The organism is Streptomyces sp. NPDC057438 (genome assembly GCF_042802995.1).
Classification (GTDB): domain Bacteria; phylum Actinomycetota; class Actinomycetes; order Streptomycetales; family Streptomycetaceae; genus Streptomyces.
Window position 1 is genome coordinate 24,442 of sequence record NZ_JBHVDD010000039.1, and the last position, 16,861, is coordinate 41,302.

The following is a 16,861-nucleotide window of genomic DNA, read 5'->3' on the forward strand; positions in this document are numbered from 1 at the left end:
CGCAGACGTTACCCGCAATGTCCACCCATACGCGGTCATTGCACGCATGACGGGTTGAGGGTTTACCCCATGAATTGGATCCGTCGCGGTCAGCACTCCCCAAACAACTATCACTTTGGTAAGACTGAGCGATCATCCGGGACCACATAACGGACCGGACCGATCCGAACCTGCCGCTCGGATCACCCATGCCTGCTCACTGAATTCCTTACCTACAAGGGATGTCGATGACCCTCACCCCCCAGCCCGGCCCCCGGTCGGGTTCGAGACGCGTGGCCCGCATAGCCGTGGCCGCGGGTCTGGTCGCCGCGCTCTCCGCGGCCGGGCCGATACCCATGGCCTTCTCGGCGGACGACCCGTCCACCGCCGTCCCGTCCGACGGTGGTGTCAAGTCCGCGCACGACAAGCTCGGCTCGAACGACGCCGACCTCCTCGCCGAGGCCAAGGCCGACGGCGACAAGAACGTCACGATGATGATCGCCACTGCGCCCGGGAAGACCGAACAGGTCGCCCAGCAGCTGGACGCGGTCAAGGGCGGCTCCGTGGGCCGCACCTACGACAAGCTCGGCTACGTCCGCGCCACCGTCCCGACCAAGAGCGCCGACTCGGCCATCTCCGCCGCCGCGAAGCTCTCCTCCGTGCAGGGCATCGACCTGCGCCACGAGATCGTCCTCGACGACCCCTCGCCGGCCGCGGACACCGCGAAGGGCGCGAAGAAGCAGGTCACGGTCGCCGAGACCTACCCGGGGCCGGACAAGAACACCCCCGCCAAGAACCCGTACAACCCGTCCTTCGAGACGGGCGCCGTCGACTTCGTGCGGAAGAACCCGACGGCGGACGGCCGGGGCATCACCATCGGCGTCCTGGACTCCGGCGTCGACCTCGCGCACCCCGCGCTGCAGAAGACCACCACCGGCGAGCGCAAGATCGTCGACTGGGTGACGTCCACCGACCCGATCGTCGACAACGACGGCAGCTGGCGCCCGATGACGAACTCGGTCTCCGGCCCGACGTTCACCTTCGGCGGCCGCACCTGGACCGCCCCCGCGGGCACCTACTCCGTCAACACCTTCCGCGAGTCCGCCACGGCGGGCGGCGACGCGGCGGGCGACGTGAACCGCGACGGAGACACCACCGACGCGTGGGGCGTGCTCTACGACGCGGCGGCCGGCACGGTCACCGTCGACGTGAACCAGAACTTCGACTTCCGCGACGACAAGCCGATGAAGCCGTACAAGGACGGCTACCAGATCGGCTACTTCGGCACCGACAACCCGGCGACCGACGTCGCCGAGCGTCAGCCGTTCGTCGTGGAGTACCGCAAGAACGTCCCGATGGACCCCTTCGGCGGCGACTGGGTCGGCAAGAAGGCCGACTTCGTCAACATCGGTCTGATCTCCAGCGAGCACGGCACCCACGTCGCCGGCATCACCGCCGCCAACGGCCTGTTCGGCGGCAAGATGAACGGCGCCGCCCCCGGCGCGCAGATCGTCTCGTCCCGCGCCTGCGAGTTCGGTCCCGGCTGCACCAACGTGGCGCTCACCGAGGGCATGATCGACCTCGTGGTCAACCGCGGCGTCGACATCGTCAACATGTCCATCGGCGGCCTCCCGGCGCTGAACGACGGCAACAACGCGCGCGCCGAGCTGTACACGCGCCTCATCGACACCTACGGCGTGCAGCTGGTCATCTCGGCCGGCAACTCCGGCCCCGGCGCCAACACCATCGGCGACCCCGGTCTGGCCGACAAGGTGATCTCGGTCGGCGCGTCCATCTCCAAGGAGACCTGGGCCTCGAACTACGGCTCCGAGGTCGCCAAGGGCTACCAGCTGTTCAACTTCTCCTCACGCGGCCCGCGTGAGGACGGCGGCTTCACCCCGACCCTGGTGGCCCCCGGCGCCGCGGTCAACACCGCCCAGACCTGGCTGCCGGGCGCCGGCGTCGCCGAGGCCGGCTACACGCTGCCGGCCGGCTACCAGATGCTGAACGGCACCTCGATGGCCTCCCCGCAGGCGGCCGGCGCCTCCGCGCTGCTGCTCAGCGCCGCGAAGCAGAAGGGCATCGCCCTCCCGCCCGCGAAGCTGCGCACCGCGCTGACCTCGACCGCGGACCACATCCGCCGCGTGCAGGCGTACGCCGAGGGCGCGGGCCTGATGGACATCGAGGCCGCCTGGAAGTCGATCAAGGCGGGCGCCTCGGCGCACGAGTACACCGTCAAGGCCCCCGTCGACACGGCGATCGACTTCGCGCTGAAGACCCCGGGCTTCGGCACCGGCGTCTACGACCGCGAGGGCGGCCTGAAGGCCGGACAGTCGAAGACGTACGACGTCACCGTCACCCGCACCACCGGAGCCGACAAGGCGATCGTGCACGACCTGCGCCTGGAGAACGACGAGAACGACACGTTCTCGATCGTCGGCGGCGACGAGGTCTCCCTGCCGCTGAACAAGCCGGTCACCGTGAAGATCGCCGCGAAGCCGGAGGAAGCCGGCATCAGCAGCGTGATCCTGGAGGTCGACGACCCCAAGACCGTGGGCGTCGACAAGCAGATCCTCAACACGGTGGTCGTCTCCAAGCCGCTGAACTACACCCACTCGGTGAAGGGCACGGTCCAGCGCAACGCCTTCAAGTCGTACTTCGTCACCGTCCCCGAGGGCGCCAAGTCCCTCGAGGTCGCGATCGGCGGACTGAAGGACAAGAGCCAGACCCGCTTCATCGCCAACCACCCGTACGGTCTCGCGGTCGAGAGCACCAGCTCCCTGAGCTGCTACAACAACTTCCAGGACGGCGGAGGCTGCAAGCCGGACGTGCGCTCGTACGCCAACCCGCAGCCCGGTGTCTGGGAGTTCGAGGTCGAGTCGCGCCGGACCTCCCCGGTGCTCGACAACCCCTTCAAGCTCGACTTCGCGATCTACGGGGCGACCTTCGACCCCGAGATCGTCACCGTGGCCGAGGCCAAGGTCGGCACGCCGACCGCCGTCTCCTGGAAGGTGACCAACAAGCTCGCCGCCATCGACGGCAAGCTGACGGGCGGCCCGCTCGGCTCCGCGAAGACCGGCCGGCCGACCATCGCGACCGGTGTCACCCAGACCTCCACGGTCTCGGTGCCCGCGGGCGCCAAGTCCCTGGACGTCTCCATCGGCAACACCGCCGACACGGGCGCCGACCTCGACCTGTACGTCTACGACGCCGCGGGCACCCAGGTCGGCAGCTCCGCGGACGGTGACTCCGAGGAGTCCGTCTCCCTGCCGTCGCCGGCCGCCGGCACGTACACCATCGAGGTCGTCGGCTACGCGGTCCCGTCCGGGTCCACCGCCTACGACTACCGTGACGTGTTCTTCTCCTCCGCCCTCGGCGAGGTGAAGGTCGCGGGTGCCGCCGTCAAGCTCGGCACGGGCCAGTCGGCCACCGTCTCCGGTGAAGTGGTCGCGGCCGCCGAGGCCCCGGCCGGCCGGGAGTTCTTCGGTCAGGTCCAGCTGGTCAACGCGCGCGGCACCGCCGCGGGCACCGGCAGCGTGCGGATCGAGAAGGTCACGCCGTAGCGCGCCGGTAGTGCGTGAGTGACGGAGGGGCGGGTGTCCACCAGGACACCCGCCCCTTCGGCGTTCAGCGGGTCACTCGCACGACAGCTTCTCCGAGCCGGGGAGCGCCTTCTCCATCCAGGCCCCGTCGCGGGCGATCTCCGCCTCATCGGTGGTCCACACGTCCGGGTGGGCGTCGTGGCGGGGGATGCCGACGAGGACGTGGTCGCCCTCCTTCAGCCGCGGGTCGACGTCCTGGTCCATGGGGAAGACGATCTGCTCCCCGCCCTTGCCGGGCTTGATCCAGCGTCGCACCTCGACCGTGATCCGGTCCTGCGCGGCCCCGGGCACGGGTTGGACCTCGGTGACGGTGCCCTCGACGATGATGCGGGAGCAGGCGACGTATCCCTCGCGGGAGAGCGAGCCCGAGCCGTCCTGCTCACGGACCTCCGGAGCGGCGGACTGGCTCGCCGCCTCGTCGGCCGCGGCGCCGGACTTGGCCGTGCTGTGCGCCCCGTCCGTCTGCGTGAAGCCCCAGCCCACAACAAAGACCACCGAGGCTGCCGCGGCGGCGGCGAGGCCGCCGAGGGCGAGCCTCAGGGCCCGGCGGGCACGGTTCGGCCGCGGCAGCAGGGGCGTCACCGACGCGGTGGGGGCCGTCGCGGTCCCTGACACCCGCCCGGGGTCCGTCTCGGCACCGGCCGCGTCCCCCGGCCGCGCGGCCGCGGGTCGCCCCGGCGGTGCCCCGGCGACGGCGTCGTCACCCGTCACCGCCAGCGCCTCACCGAGGAACCCCAGCTGCTCCCGCAGCAGCGCCACGTCGGCGGCCGCCGCGTCCCGCGCCGCCATGAACTCGGCGTCGCGCAGTGCCTCCTCGGGCAGCGGTTCGTCGAGAAGGGCGGCCATCAACGCGTCCATACCGGCGTGGACCGGGCCGTCGTGACCGATGTCGTCGCGACCGATGTCGTCGCGACCGGTGCCGTCGCGACCGGTGCCGTCGCGACCGGTGCCGTCGGTACCGGTGTCCTCGTACCGCCGAGCGCCGTCGTGTTCGTCGCCGGCGCGCGGGGCGCCGTTCCGCGCGACGTCCTCGTACTCGGCGTCGCGCCTGCTGTCGTCCCGGGCGGCCACGTCACACCACCTCGTCCTCGTGCAGGCGGGTGCGCAGGGCGCGGACCGCCGAGTGGAGCCTGCTCTTGACCGTGCCCTCGGGGATGCCGAGCTCGTCGGCGATGCCGCGCACCGGCAGGTCGGCGTAGAAACGCAGGACGAGCACCTGACGCAGGGCGTCGGGCAGCTCGTCGAGTCCCCGGGCGACGGCGAGCGAGAGCACGCTGGAGTCCTCGCCGGAGGGCAGCTCGTGCTGGCGCAGGGAGGCCAGGCGCTCCCCCAGGCGCTCCTGGCGCCGCTTGGCCCGGTGCCAGTCCATCGCCAGGTTGGAAGCGACCACCGCCGCCCACGCGGACACGTCCCGCGGTGCCTCCTGGCCGTTCGCGGCCCGCTCCAGCAGCCGCAGTCGGACCTGCTGTACCCCGTCCAGCAGGTCCGACTGCGGCACACCGCCGAGCGCGAGCACCGCCCGCACCCGCCGTTCCTGGGCCTCGTCCAGCGGGTCGCGCGTCTCCCGGACGCTCTCGGCCTCCCGGACGCTCTCGACGTGGCGCGCCTTTCTGCGCAGCACAGTCCCCCCTCCCCTCCCGCGTTTCCCCTACGACGCCGGCACGGGCCGAAACGTTCGACGGGTCCGGCCCGAGTTTCCCGGCGGAGCGCAGAGGCGTACGTCACACCTTCGCGTGCACCCGGATGCCGTGGGCAGGGTCGGAGCAGCACAGCTTGCGGTACAGGGCAGCCGTAGGGCGAATTTCTCCAGCTCAGCCGGGGCGGCGGCCAAAGAAGCGGCTCCGGTGCCGGGGCCTGCCGCGTCCGGGCCGTCGGACCCGCCGGTCAAACGATTGGACAGGCGGGCCCGGCCTGACCGCATGATGGAAACGTCTCGGCCATGCCGCAGACACGGACAAGTCACGTAGAAGGAGTCGCCGTGAGGGTCGGAATCGTCGGAGCCACCGGTCAGGTCGGCACGGTCATGCGCAGGATCCTCAAGGACCGCGACTTCCCGACCACCGAGCTGCGGCTGTTCGCGTCCGCCCGCTCGGCCGGGTCGGTCATCGACGGAGTGACGGTCGAGGACGCGGCGACGGCCGACTACTCCGGCCTCGACATCGTCCTGTTCTCCGCGGGCGGCGCGACCTCGAAGGCGCTGGCCGAGAAGGTGGCCTCGCAGGGCGCGGTCGTCATCGACAACTCCTCCGCGTGGCGCCGCGACCCCGAGGTACCGCTGGTGGTCTCCGAGGTGAACCCGCACGCGATCGCCGACCGCCCCAAGGGGATCATCGCCAACCCGAACTGCACGACGATGGCCGCGATGCCGGTCCTGCGTCCGCTGCACGACGAGGCGGGTCTGGAAGCGCTGGTCGTCGCCACCTACCAGGCGGTGTCCGGCTCCGGCGTCGCGGGCGTCGCCGAGCTGCACGGGCAGGTCCAGAAGGTCGTGGCGGACGCCGAGAAGCTCACGCACGACGGCTCGGCCGTCGACTTCCCCGAGCCGGGCGTCTACAAGCGCCCCATCGCCTTCAACGTCCTGCCGCTCGCCGGTTCGATCGTCGACGACGGACTGCACGAGACGGACGAGGAGCAGAAGCTCCGCCACGAGTCCCGCAAGATCCTGGAGATCCCCGGCCTCAAGGTCTCCGGCACCTGCGTCCGCGTCCCGGTCTTCTCCGGCCACTCCCTCCAGGTCAACGCCCGCTTCGCGCGCCCGATCTCGGTGGAGCGCGCGACGGAGCTGCTGGCCGGCGCCCCGGGCGTCGCCCTCTCCGAGATCCCGACCCCCCTCCAGGCGGCCGGCCAGGACCCGTCCTTCGTGGGCCGCATCCGCGCCGACGAGACGGTCGACCACGGCCTGGCCCTGTTCGTCTCCAACGACAACCTCCGCAAGGGCGCGGCGCTGAACGCGGTCCAGATCGCGGAGCTGGTGGCGGCGGAGCTGAGCGAGTAGCGGGGCGGTACGCGACACAGGGGCGCCCACCGGATGCTGCCGGGGGGCGCCTCTTCGTGTGCGCGGAGAGCCGGCGGACGCGCGGGGCATGCCCACCGGCGGCCTCCCTGAATGCCACCTGCCCGCGCACCACCCTCCCCATGGAAGGATGGCGCAACCCACACATACCGAGGAGATGACCGCGTGCCTGGCACAAACCTGACCCGCGACGAGGCTCAGCAGCGGGCGGCGCTGCTCACCGTCGACTCGTACGAGATCGATCTCGACCTCTCCGGCGCGCAGAGCGAGGGAGGGACCTACCGGTCCGTGACCACGGTGCGCTTCGACGTCACGGAGAGCGGCGCGACGTCCTTCATCGACCTGGTGGCCCCGGCCGTCCACGAGGTGACTCTCAACGGCGACGCGCTGGACCCGGCGGAGGTCTTCGCGGACTCCCGGATCGCGCTCCCGGGCCTGCTGGAGGGCCGCAACATCCTGCGGGTCGTGGCCGACGCGGCGTACACCAACACGGGCGAGGGCCTGCACCGGTTCGTCGACCCGGTCGACGACCAGGCGTACCTGTACACGCAGTTCGAGGTTCCCGACGCCCGCCGTGTCTTCGCGAGCTTCGAACAGCCGGACCTGAAGGCCACGTTCCAGTTCACCGTGAAGGCCCCGACGGGCTGGACCGTCATCTCCAACTCGCCGACGCCGCAGCCCGAGGACGACGTCTGGGTCTTCGAGCCGACGCCCCGGATCTCCACGTACATCACGGCGCTCATCCTCGGCCCGTACCACTCGGTGCACAGCGTGTACGAGAAGGACGGGCAGAGCGTGCCGCTCGGCATCTACTGCCGGCCGTCCCTCGCCGAACACCTGGACTCCGACGCGATCTTCGAGGTCACCCGGCAGGGCTTCGACTGGTTCCAGGAGAAGTTCGACTACGCGTACCCGTTCAAGAAGTACGACCAGCTGTTCGTCCCGGAGTTCAACGCGGGCGCGATGGAGAACGCGGGCGCGGTGACCATCCGCGACCAGTACGTCTTCCGCTCGAAGGTGACGGACGCGGCGTACGAGGTCCGCGCCGAGACCATCCTCCACGAGCTGGCCCACATGTGGTTCGGCGACCTGGTGACGATGGAGTGGTGGAACGACCTGTGGCTGAACGAGTCGTTCGCCACCTACACGTCGATCGCCTGCCAGGCGGACGCGCCCGGCTCGCGGTGGCCGCACTCCTGGACCACGTTCGCCAACTCCATGAAGACCTGGGCGTACCGGCAGGACCAGCTGCCGTCCACGCACCCGATCATGGCGGAGATCAACGACCTGGACGACGTCCTCGTCAACTTCGACGGCATCACCTACGCCAAGGGCGCCTCCGTCCTGAAGCAGCTGGTCGCGTACGTCGGGCAGGACGAGTTCTTCCGGGGCGTACAGGCGTACTTCAAGGCGCACGCGTACGGCAACACGCGCCTGTCCGACCTGCTGGGCTCCCTGGAGAAGACATCCGGCCGCGATCTGAAGTCCTGGTCGAAGGCGTGGCTGGAGACGGCGGGCATCAACATCCTGCGTCCCGAGATCGAGACGGACGAGCACGGGGTCATCACCGCGTTCGCGATCCGCCAGGAGGCCCCGGCGCTGCCCGCGGGTGCGAAGGGCGACCCGACGCTCCGCCCGCACCGCATCGCGGTCGGCCTGTACGAACGGGACGACGACAGCGGCAAGCTGATCCGCGACGAGCGGATCGAACTGGACGTCGACGGCGAACTGACCGCCGTGCCCGAGCTGGTGGGACGGCGCCGCCCTGCCGTGGTCCTCCTCAACGACGACGACCTGTCGTACGCGAAGGTCCGCCTCGACGAGCGGTCGCTCGCGTTCGTCACCGAGCACCTCGGCGACTTCGAGGCCTCCCTCCCCCGCGCGCTGTGCTGGGCCTCGGCCTGGGACATGACGCGTGACGCGGAACTCGCGACCCGCGACTACCTGTCGCTGGTCCTGTCGGGCATCGGCAAGGAGTCCGACATCGGTGTCGTCCAGTCGCTGCACCGCCAGGTGAAGCTGGCGATCGAGCTGTACGCCGACCCGACGGCCCGCGAGGCGCTGCTGACCCGCTGGACGGACGCCACGCTCGCGCATCTGCGTGCCGCGGCCCCCGGCTCCGACCACCAGCTGGCCTGGGCCCGCGCGTTCGCCGCGACCGCCCGCACGCCCGAGCAGCTGGACCTCCTGGAGGCACTGCTGGAGGGCACGCAGACGATCGAGGGCCTCGCCGTCGACACAGAGCTGCGCTGGTCCCTCGTCCAGCGGCTCGCGACGGTGGGCCGCTACGACGAGGCGGAGATCGCCGGCGAGTACGAGCGCGACAGGACCGCCGCCGGTGAGCGCCACGCCGCCACCGCCCGCGCCTCCCGTCCGACCGCCGAGGCCAAGGCCGAGGCGTGGGCGCAGGTCGTCGAGTCGGACAAGCTCCCCAACGCGCTCCAGGAAGCGGTCATCGGCGGCTTCGTCCAGACCGACCAGCGCGATCTCCTCGCCGCGTACACCGAGCCGTACTTCGAGGTGGTGAAGGAGATCTGGGAGTCCCGCTCGCACGAGATCGCCCAGCAGATCGCGATCGGGCTCTACCCGTCCGTCCAGGTCTCGGCCGACACCCTGCACAGGACGGACGCCTGGCTGGCCGCGGCCGAGCCCAGCGCGGCCCTGCGCCGCCTGATCTCGGAGTCCCGCTCGGGCGTGGAGCGCGCCCTGCGGGCCCAGGCCGCGGACGCGGCGGCCGCCACGGCGTAGCGGTAACGGACGGTACGAGAAGGGGGCGCCCGGTGAACCTCACCGGGCGCCCCCGTCGTGTTCAGCGGCCGGATCGGCCGACAAGCAGGGCTTTCGGCTCGTCGGCGGGCCGCGGCGCTTCCCGTGTCCCGTCGGCCCGTGTCTCGTCGGCCCGCGCCCCGTCGACCCGTATGCCGTCGGCCCGTGCCGGTGTGCGGGGCTGGAGCTGGCCGACGATCGTCGCGCCGAAGGCGATGGCCATGCCGAGGAGCTGGAGCACGCCGAGGGACTGGCCGAGGGCCGCCCAGCCGACCACGGCCGCGGTGAGGGGGGACAGGGGGCCGAGGAAGGTCACCTGGGTGGCGCTCAGACGGCCGATGCCCCGGAACCAGAGCCAGTAGGAGACGGCGGTGTTGCCCAGCATGAGGTAGAGGTAGCCGCCGATCGCCGGGCCGTCCAGGGCCGGGGGCGCGCCCTCGACGAGCAGGGCGAGCGGGGCGATCAGGAGGCCGCCCGCGGTCAGCTGCCAGCCGGTGAGGGCGAGGGGGCTGACGCCGGCCGGGCGCCCCCATCGCTTGGTCAGGACCGTTCCGGTGGACATGGAGGCGGTGGAGGCGAGTGCCGCGAGCAGTCCGACCGGGTCCAGCGCGCCCGCCGCCTTCAGCACGACCAGACTGACGCCGAGGGCCGCGGCGACGCCGGTGAGCAGCGTGCGGACGGTCGGCCGGTCCCCCAGCAGCAGGGCCGCCAGGCCCGCGACGAACAGTGGCCCGACCGAGCCGACCACCGCCGCCATTCCGCCCGGCAGCCGGTACGCGGAGAGGAAGAGCAGCGGGAAGAAGGCGCCGATGTTGAGCGCGCCCAGCACCGCGGCCTTCCCCCACCAGACCCCGCGCGGCAGCGTGCGCGAGATCGCCAGGAGCAGCAGGCCCGCCGGGAGCGCCCGCACCAGGCCGGTGAACAGGGGGCGGTCGGCCGGCAGGAACTCCGTCGTCACGGCGTAGGTGGTGCCCCAGGAGAGGGGGGCGAGCGCGGTCAGGGCGATGAGGGGGAGACGACTCGCGGGCTGCGTGGTGAGCGCGGTGTGCGCGGTCATGGAAGCGTCCTTCGCGGCGGGAGGGCCTGCTCGGTCGGCAAGCCTAGGGGCTAGCTTGCTTGTCATTAGCTTAGCACTAAGCCACTTTCCGTCAAGCTACTTTCTTGCGGCCGACCCATCGGCATCCGATACTCACCCCATGAACGCGCGCCCCGAGCCCGACAGGCCCCTCCGCGACCCCGTCGACACGATCATCGACCAGTGGGCGGCCGCACGGCCCGACCTGGACACCACCGCGATGGAGGTGTTCGGCCGGGTCTACCGGCTCTCGCGCACGCTGGGAGACCGGATGGAGAGGACCTATGCGCGGTTCGGTATCTCCCGCGGCGAGTTCGACGTGCTCGCGACCCTGCGGCGGTCCGGTGAGCCGTACACGCTCTCGCCCCGCCAGCTCTCCGCCACCCTCATGCTCACCACCGGCGGGATGACCGGCCGGCTCGACAAGCTCGAACGCGCGAACCTGCTCCGCCGCTCCCCCGACCCGCACGACCGCCGGGCCCTACAGGTCACCCTCACCGACGAGGGGCTGCGCCTGATCGACGAGGCGGTCGTGGCGGGCGTGGCCGTCCAGACCGAGGCGCTCTCCGCCCTGGACGACGAACAGGCCGGCCGACTGGCCGACCTGTTGAGACTGCTGGTACTGGGCACGGGCTCATGAGCGAACGCGTCGAGGGCACCCCCGGCGCACGGATGTGCGCGTGAGCCGGGGGTGCCCTCGACGGAACGTCTCGCTGAGGCCTAGGCCTTCGCCTTGACCTGGGCCTTCGGCTGACGGTCCGTGGAACCGTCCAGGACCCACACGAGGCCGGCGATCACCAGGAACAGGGCGATCGGCGCCACGACGAAGAGGCCGAGCGTCTCGATCACGCTGAGGCCCGGACCCGGGTCGTCGCCGTCGTCGGGCGTCAGCGCGAGGGCGGGGGACGACATGAGCAGCATCATCAGCGTCGTACCGGCAGCCAGGGCGCCGGCGCGCAGGGCGTTCTTCTTGTCCACGGGCTAAAGGTAACGAACGTGCCTGGGGTTCGCTCGGGCGGGGGGCGACTTTGGGGGTCGGGGGGCGCCCAGGGGGTGAGGGGTGCGGTGCGTGGGCGCGTGCGGGTGAGTGGTGGCTGGTCGCGCGGGGCCGTTGGTTTCCACGCCCGTAGGGCCTGGGCTCTTAGGGGCGCGGGGAACTGCGCGGGAAGCCCCACCGGGCCCGCAGCCACCCACGCACCGCACCCCCACCTCCCCTCAAGCGCCCCCGCACCCCCAGGAACGCACCGCTACGAGACCCCCCGCAACACATCGACCAGCGCGTACAGCCGAGGCGACGCCGCCAGATCCTCCAGCGTCGCCGGACGGCCCCCCGCATCGGCGATCGGCAGCCGCCAGTTCGGATACTGGTCCCACGTGCCGGGCAGGTTCTGCGGACGGCGGTCGCCGAGCGCGTCGGGGAGCCAGAGGCCGACCATGCGCGCGGGGGTGCGCAGCAGGAAGCGGTGGACGGCCTGGATCCGCTCCTCCTCGGACGTGGTGGAGATGCCCCCGCCGGCGCCGTCCAGCAGGCCCAGCCCCGCGAGGAGGGCCAGCCATTCGCCCGCGTCGGCGGCGGCCTCGGCCCGCTCCACGTCCAGGGACCGGGTGAGCAGGCCCAGGTCGTGGCGCAGCTCGACATGGTCGCCGGTCAGCCGGGACGCGGTGGGCGGAAGATCGTGCGTGGTGGCGGTGGCGAGACAGTTCGCCCGCCAGGCCTCGGGCGGGAGGGGCCGCCCCGTGCCCTCCCAGTCACGCTCGAACCACAGGACGGACGTGCCGAGGACACCCCGGGCGTCGAGCGCCTCGCGCACACCCGGCTCGACCGTGCCGAGATCCTCGCCGATCACCAGGGCGCCGGCCCGCGACGCCTCCAGGACCAGGATCGCGAGCATGGCGTCGGCGTCGTAGCGGACGTAGGTGCCCTCGGTCGGGGCCTGGCCCTGCGGTACCCACCAGAGGCGGAACAGGCCCATGACGTGGTCGATGCGCAGGGCGCCCGCGTGGCGGAGGAGGGCGCGCAGGAGGTGGCGGTAGGGGGCGTAGCCGGACTCGGCGAGGCGGTCCGGGCGCCAGGGCGGCAGGCCCCAGTCCTGGCCGCGGGAGTTGAAGGCGTCGGGGGGCGCGCCGACGGACATGCCGGACGCGAAGTACTCCTGCTGGGCCCAGGCGTCGGCGCCGCCGGGGTGCACGCCGACGGCCAGGTCGTGGACCAGCCCGATCGGCATACCGGCGTCGCGCGCGGAGCGCTGCGCGGTGCCGAGCTGTGCGTCGGTCAGCCAGGCCAGGCGGGTGTGGAAGTCGACGCGGTCCATCAGCTCCCCGCGGGCGCGGGCGGTCTCGGCGGAGCGCGGGTCGCGCAGACCGGCCGGCCAGCGCTGCCACTCGGAGCCGTGGACCTCGGCCAACGCGCACCAGGTGGCGTGGTCCTCCAGTGCCTCACCCTCCTCGGCGAGGAAGTCCCAGTAGGCGGCCCGCCGCCCGGGGCCGAGCGGCACGTCGCACACCCGTTCCAGGGCCGCGCGCTTGAGGGCCCACACCGCGTCCCGGTCGATCAGCTCACCCTTGTCCAGGACCGATTCCCGCAGCCGTGTGGCCTGTTCCAGCAGCGCGCCGACACGGTCGCGCTCCTCGGGCGGGGCTTGGGCGTACGGGTACTCCGGTACGTCCTCCACCCGCAGGTGGACCGGGTCGGGGAAGCGGCGCGAGGAGGGGCGGTACGGGGAGGGGTCGGTGGGCGGGCCGGGGACGGCCGCGTGCAGCGGGTTGACCTGGACGAATCCGGCGCCGAGGGCGCGGCCGGCCCAGGAGGCGAGTTCGGCGAGGTCGCCGAGGTCGCCCATGCCCCAGCTGCGGCGGGAGAGGAGGGAGTACAGCTGGACGAGGAGGCCGTACGTGCGGCCGGGCGGGGCGGGCAGCCGGGCCGGGGCCACCACCAGGTGGGCGTCGGCGGTGCGTCCGTCCGGGGCGGTGGCGCGCAGGGTGTGGACGCCCGGGGGCAGTTCCTCGACGCCGGAGCGGAGTTCGCCCCCCTCGGTCTCGACGCTCAGCCGGGTGCCGGCCGGGAGGGCGGTCAGCGCGGCGGGGGGTTCCCCGTCGGCCCAGCGGACGACGGTCGGCGGCAACAGCCTTTCACCCAGTCGCCGTTCACGGTCCGCGAGGGCGGCGGTCACGGACTCGGGGGTGCTCGCGTCGACGTCCAGCGCGGCGAGAGCGGCCACGACCGCGCCGTGCGAGGCCGCGACCGTACGGTCCGGGGAGGGGCTGTAGGAGGTGGCGACGCCGTACAGGGCGGCGAGCCGGGCCAGCGGGGTCTCGGCCATCGGGCTCGGACCCCCTGGGTCTTCGTGCATCTAGACCCCCGATGCGGCGCCGTGGGAGGTGGGTTCACTGGTGAGGGGGGCCGCGTCGGTGAGAGGCGGCTCGCTGGTGAGGGGTTCCGCGTCCGGGAGCGGGGGCTCACTGGTGAGCGGGACGTCGGCGCAGGGGCCCTCGGCGCTGAACACGCAGACATGGGGTTCGAGGAGCTGGAAGGGCTCCGGCGTGCGTTTGGAACGGACGGGGGCCGGAGGGTGAGCCGGTGCGGCCACGGGGGTCTCCTTGTCGTTGTACGACGGTGGGGTGCGGGTCCGGGGTACTCCAGCCCTACCCAGCGGACGCCGCCGCAGACGTGGGTGGAGGAACATCGTGGTGCGGGTCACTCCCCTCCCGCTATTCACTCGATACATATACTCAGTGCATACTGATCACCATGAGCACCCGCCACATCCTGTTGGGCCTGCTCGCCGGGGGGCCGAGCCATGGCTACGACCTCAAGCGACGGCACGACGAACGCTTCCCGCAGGCCCGCCCGCTGGCCTACGGCCAGGTCTACACGACCCTGCAGCGGCTGGTCCGCGACGGACTCGCCGAGGTCGACGGCACCGAGGCGGACAGCGGTCCGGAGCGGACGATGTACCGCTCGACGGACCATGGGGCGAGCGAACTGGCCCGGTGGGCCGGGGAGATCACCGCGCCCGCGCCGTTCGTGACGAACGAGATCTTCGCCAAGCTCGTCGTCTCGATCCTCGCCGACGGTGATCCCGCCGCCTACCTACGGGCGCAGCGCACCGCGCACATGACGAGGATGCGGGAACTGACCGCCGTGAAGAGCGCGCCGGGAGCCGCGCTCTCGACGGTGCTCGCGGCGGACTACGCCCTCAACCATCTCGACGCCGATCTCCGCTGGATGAACACCACCGCGGCCCGGCTGACCACCCTGACCGCGGAGGTCGACGCAGCATGAACGAACAGAACCCCCACGGGAACCCGGGCCCCGGTCCCCTGCTCGCGGCCCGCGGCCTCGTCAAGCGGCACGGCCGGACCGAGGCGCTGCGCGGCGCCTCGGTGGAGCTGCGCGAGGGAGAGATCCTCGCCGTCACCGGGGCAAGCGGCAGCGGCAAGTCCACGTTGCTGCACTGCCTCGCGGGCATCGTCCGGCCGGACGAGGGCTCGGTGGCGTACGCCGCCAAGCGGCTCGACCGGCTCCCGGAGAAGGAGCTGAGCGAACTGCGCCGGACGGACTTCGGGGTCGTCTTCCAGTTCGGGCAGCTGATACCGGAACTGACGGCCGTCGACAACGTCGCGCTGCCGCTCATGCTGGCCGGCACAGCTCGCCAGGAGGCGCGGCAGCGGGCCGGTGAGTGGCTGGAGCGGTTCGGCGTGCGCGGGCAGGAGGAGCAGCGGCCCGGTGAGATGAGCGGCGGTCAGGCACAGCGGGTGTCGCTCGCGCGGGCCCTGGTGACCGGTCCGAAGGTGGTGTTCGCGGACGAGCCGACCGGGGCACTGGACTCACTGGCGAGCGAGCAGGTGATGGCGGCGCTGACGCACGCGGCCCGGGAGTCCGGTACGGCCGTGCTACTGATCACGCACGACGCCCAGACCGCGGCGTACGCGGACCGCGAGGCCACGCTCAGGGACGGCGTCGTTCTCTCCGAGGCCGACGCTTCCCTGGATGTGTCCCGGTGAGCGCCCTGGCGAACGATGCGCGCCTCGCCCTGCTGCTGACGCAGGGCTCGGACCGGCGCGAGTGGTGGCGGGTGTCTCTGACGGGCCTGGGGGCCGCGCTGGCGACGGCGTTCGGACTGGCGGCGGGCGTGCTGGCCTCGCTGGAGGGCCAGTACCGGGTGGACATGGCCAACGGTCTGCTGGACAACCCCGGTCAGCGCTCCGGGGTGATCGCCATCCTGCTGCTCCTGCTGGTCCCGGTGCTCGGGTTCCTGGGCCAGTGCACCCGGGTGGGCGCCGTCCACCGGGACCGGCGGCTGGCCGGACTGCGGCTGGCGGGCGCGTCGGCGGGACAGGTGCGCCGGATCGCGGCGCTGGAGACAGGGTTGGCCTGCCTGGCCGGTTCACTGGTCACGACGGTCGCCTTCGTGGTGTTCCTGCTCAGCGAGTGGCAGAGCCCCCGCATGGTGGCCTGGATCGTGATCGCGCTGATGGCACTGGGCGTGCCGGTGCTGGGCGCGGGCGTGAGCGTGCTGGCCCTGCGCCGGGTGGTGGCCTCTCCGCTGGGCTGGGTGCGCCGGGTCGCGCCGGGCACGGGCCGGGGGCCCGGGTGGGTGTTCGTGGGGGCGGTGGCACTGCTGGTGCTCGCGGCGCTGGTCGCCGTCGCCAACACCAACCGGGGCATGCCCGACTACAAGTCCGGCCGGACTCCGCTGCTCCTCTGCGGCGCGCTGCTCGCGGTGGGCGCGGGCGCGGTGCTGCTCTCCGGCACCGTCTCCAAGCTCACCGGCCGGATGCTCGCCAGGCGCACCGGGAATCCGGCGGTGCTGATCGCCGCCGAGCGGCTGCGTGACGACCCCTGGGCCTCGGCCCGCATCCACGCGGCCGTCGTCATGGGGACCGTGGTCGGCAGCGGGTACGTCGGCGTACGGCAGGGGATGCTCGCGGACATCCACAAGCACGACTACCTGCTCGAGCGGGCGGACTTCTACAACACCGGCCTGAACTTCACCGCCGCCGCCATCGTCGTCGGCTTCGCCGTCACGCTGTTCGGACTGGCCGTGGGCACCGCCGAGTCGCTCGCCACCCGCCGTCAGGGGCTGGCCGCGCAGGTCGCCGCCGGGGTGCCGTACGAGACGCTGGGCCGGGCACTGCTCCTGGAGACCGCCCTGCCTCTGGCGCCCTCGGTGCTGGTGGCCGGGGCCGGGGGCACGGTGATCGCCTTCGGGTACGCACTGGGCATGAGCGACTTCTCGGTCATGCCGTTCGGGGCGCTGCTGGTGCCCGTGGCCGTGTACGGCGTCTGTCTGCTGGCGGCGGCCGCGTCGCTGCCCCTGCTGCGCCGCACGGTCCGCCCCGCGGAGCTGCGGTTCGCGTAGGGGCCCGAAGACGCGGCGGCCCGGGGGACACGGGGGTGCTCCTGGGCCGCCGCGAGGTGCGTGC

Annotated in this window: 13 protein-coding genes; 7 read left to right on the forward strand and 6 right to left on the reverse strand. The window is 72.2% G+C overall.

Going from position 1 to position 16,861, the window contains the following annotated elements:
• Positions 1-221: 221 nt before the first annotated feature.
• Complete coding sequence (locus ACFU5F_RS21890; RefSeq protein WP_383889727.1) at positions 222-3,542, forward strand: S8 family serine peptidase; 3,321 nt, start codon at positions 222-224, stop codon at positions 3,540-3,542.
• Positions 3,543-3,614: 72 nt separating this feature from the next.
• On the opposite strand, the gene ACFU5F_RS21895 is transcribed toward ACFU5F_RS21890, so the two are convergent.
• Both ACFU5F_RS21895 and ACFU5F_RS21900 read right to left on the reverse strand, forming a co-directional pair.
• Entirely contained in the window at positions 3,615-4,652 is a 1,038-nt protein-coding gene (locus ACFU5F_RS21895) for a hypothetical protein (RefSeq protein ID WP_383889729.1), read from the reverse strand.
• Between the two features lies 1 nt (position 4,653).
• Positions 4,654-5,202, reverse strand: coding sequence for a sigma-70 family RNA polymerase sigma factor (locus tag ACFU5F_RS21900; protein ID WP_383889732.1), 549 nt, complete (start codon positions 5,200-5,202; stop codon positions 4,654-4,656).
• 357 nt (positions 5,203-5,559) lie between these two features.
• On the opposite strand from ACFU5F_RS21900, the gene ACFU5F_RS21905 reads away from it, so the two are divergent.
• Both ACFU5F_RS21905 and pepN read left to right on the forward strand, forming a co-directional pair.
• On the forward strand, positions 5,560-6,576 hold the full coding sequence (locus tag ACFU5F_RS21905) for an aspartate-semialdehyde dehydrogenase (RefSeq protein WP_383889734.1): 1,017 nt from the start codon (positions 5,560-5,562) through the stop codon (positions 6,574-6,576).
• Between the two features lie 183 nt (positions 6,577-6,759).
• Positions 6,760-9,342, forward strand: a complete 2,583-nt coding sequence (gene pepN, locus ACFU5F_RS21910; RefSeq protein ID WP_383889737.1) for an aminopeptidase N — start codon at positions 6,760-6,762, stop codon at positions 9,340-9,342.
• Positions 9,343-9,403: 61 nt separating this feature from the next.
• Here pepN and ACFU5F_RS21915 read toward each other — a convergent pair whose 3' ends face one another.
• Positions 9,404-10,417 (reverse strand): EamA family transporter, encoded by a 1,014-nt coding sequence (locus ACFU5F_RS21915; RefSeq protein ID WP_383889740.1) that lies wholly within the window; start codon positions 10,415-10,417, stop codon positions 9,404-9,406.
• A gap of 139 nt (positions 10,418-10,556) precedes the next feature.
• Between ACFU5F_RS21915 and ACFU5F_RS21920 the strand changes: the two genes are divergently transcribed.
• Complete coding sequence (locus ACFU5F_RS21920; RefSeq protein ID WP_383889743.1) at positions 10,557-11,075, forward strand: MarR family winged helix-turn-helix transcriptional regulator; 519 nt, start codon at positions 10,557-10,559, stop codon at positions 11,073-11,075.
• An 80-nt stretch (positions 11,076-11,155) separates the two neighbouring features.
• On the opposite strand, the gene ACFU5F_RS21925 is transcribed toward ACFU5F_RS21920, so the two are convergent.
• The 3 genes from ACFU5F_RS21925 to ACFU5F_RS21935 all read right to left on the reverse strand — a co-directional run bounded on the left by ACFU5F_RS21925 (position 11,156) and on the right by ACFU5F_RS21935 (position 14,022).
• Positions 11,156-11,413 (reverse strand): hypothetical protein, encoded by a 258-nt coding sequence (locus tag ACFU5F_RS21925; protein ID WP_383889746.1) that lies wholly within the window; start codon positions 11,411-11,413, stop codon positions 11,156-11,158.
• Between the two features lie 269 nt (positions 11,414-11,682).
• Positions 11,683-13,755, reverse strand: a complete 2,073-nt coding sequence (malQ, locus tag ACFU5F_RS21930; RefSeq protein ID WP_383889749.1) for a 4-alpha-glucanotransferase — start codon at positions 13,753-13,755, stop codon at positions 11,683-11,685.
• 30 nt (positions 13,756-13,785) lie between these two features.
• Complete coding sequence (locus tag ACFU5F_RS21935) at positions 13,786-14,022, reverse strand: hypothetical protein (RefSeq protein WP_383889752.1); 237 nt, start codon at positions 14,020-14,022, stop codon at positions 13,786-13,788.
• A gap of 161 nt (positions 14,023-14,183) precedes the next feature.
• Between ACFU5F_RS21935 and ACFU5F_RS21940 the strand changes: the two genes are divergently transcribed.
• Genes ACFU5F_RS21940 through ACFU5F_RS21950 form a run of 3 tightly spaced genes read left to right on the forward strand, consistent with a single transcriptional unit; the run spans position 14,184 to position 16,797 of the window.
• Positions 14,184-14,717: a PadR family transcriptional regulator gene (locus tag ACFU5F_RS21940; RefSeq protein ID WP_383889755.1), complete on the forward strand. Its 534-nt coding sequence runs from the start codon at positions 14,184-14,186 to the stop codon at positions 14,715-14,717.
• Positions 14,714-15,439 carry an ABC transporter ATP-binding protein gene (locus tag ACFU5F_RS21945; protein WP_383889759.1) on the forward strand — a complete coding sequence of 242 codons (726 nt, stop codon included), beginning with the start codon at positions 14,714-14,716 and terminating at the stop codon, positions 15,437-15,439. The genes ACFU5F_RS21940 and ACFU5F_RS21945 overlap by 4 nt, the downstream gene beginning before the upstream one ends.
• Positions 15,436-16,797 carry an ABC transporter permease gene (locus tag ACFU5F_RS21950; RefSeq protein WP_383889762.1) on the forward strand — a complete coding sequence of 454 codons (1,362 nt, stop codon included), beginning with the start codon at positions 15,436-15,438 and terminating at the stop codon, positions 16,795-16,797. The genes ACFU5F_RS21945 and ACFU5F_RS21950 overlap by 4 nt, the downstream gene beginning before the upstream one ends.
• The last annotated feature ends 64 nt before the right edge of the window (positions 16,798-16,861 follow it).

Excerpts from the sequence above, each read along its gene's own strand:
- ACFU5F_RS21945 (WP_383889759.1), top strand. The coding sequence starts at position 14,714 with ATGAACGAACAGAACCCCCACGGGAACCCGGGCCCCGGTCCCCTGCTC.
- malQ (WP_383889749.1), bottom strand. The coding sequence starts at position 13,755 with ATGGCCGAGACCCCGCTGGCCCGGCTCGCCGCCCTGTACGGCGTCGCC.
- ACFU5F_RS21920 (WP_383889743.1), top strand. The coding sequence starts at position 10,557 with ATGAACGCGCGCCCCGAGCCCGACAGGCCCCTCCGCGACCCCGTCGAC.
- ACFU5F_RS21890 (WP_383889727.1), top strand. The coding sequence starts at position 222 with ATGTCGATGACCCTCACCCCCCAGCCCGGCCCCCGGTCGGGTTCGAGA.
- ACFU5F_RS21940 (WP_383889755.1), top strand. The coding sequence starts at position 14,184 with ATGAGCACCCGCCACATCCTGTTGGGCCTGCTCGCCGGGGGGCCGAGC.
- ACFU5F_RS21915 (WP_383889740.1), bottom strand. The coding sequence starts at position 10,417 with ATGACCGCGCACACCGCGCTCACCACGCAGCCCGCGAGTCGTCTCCCC.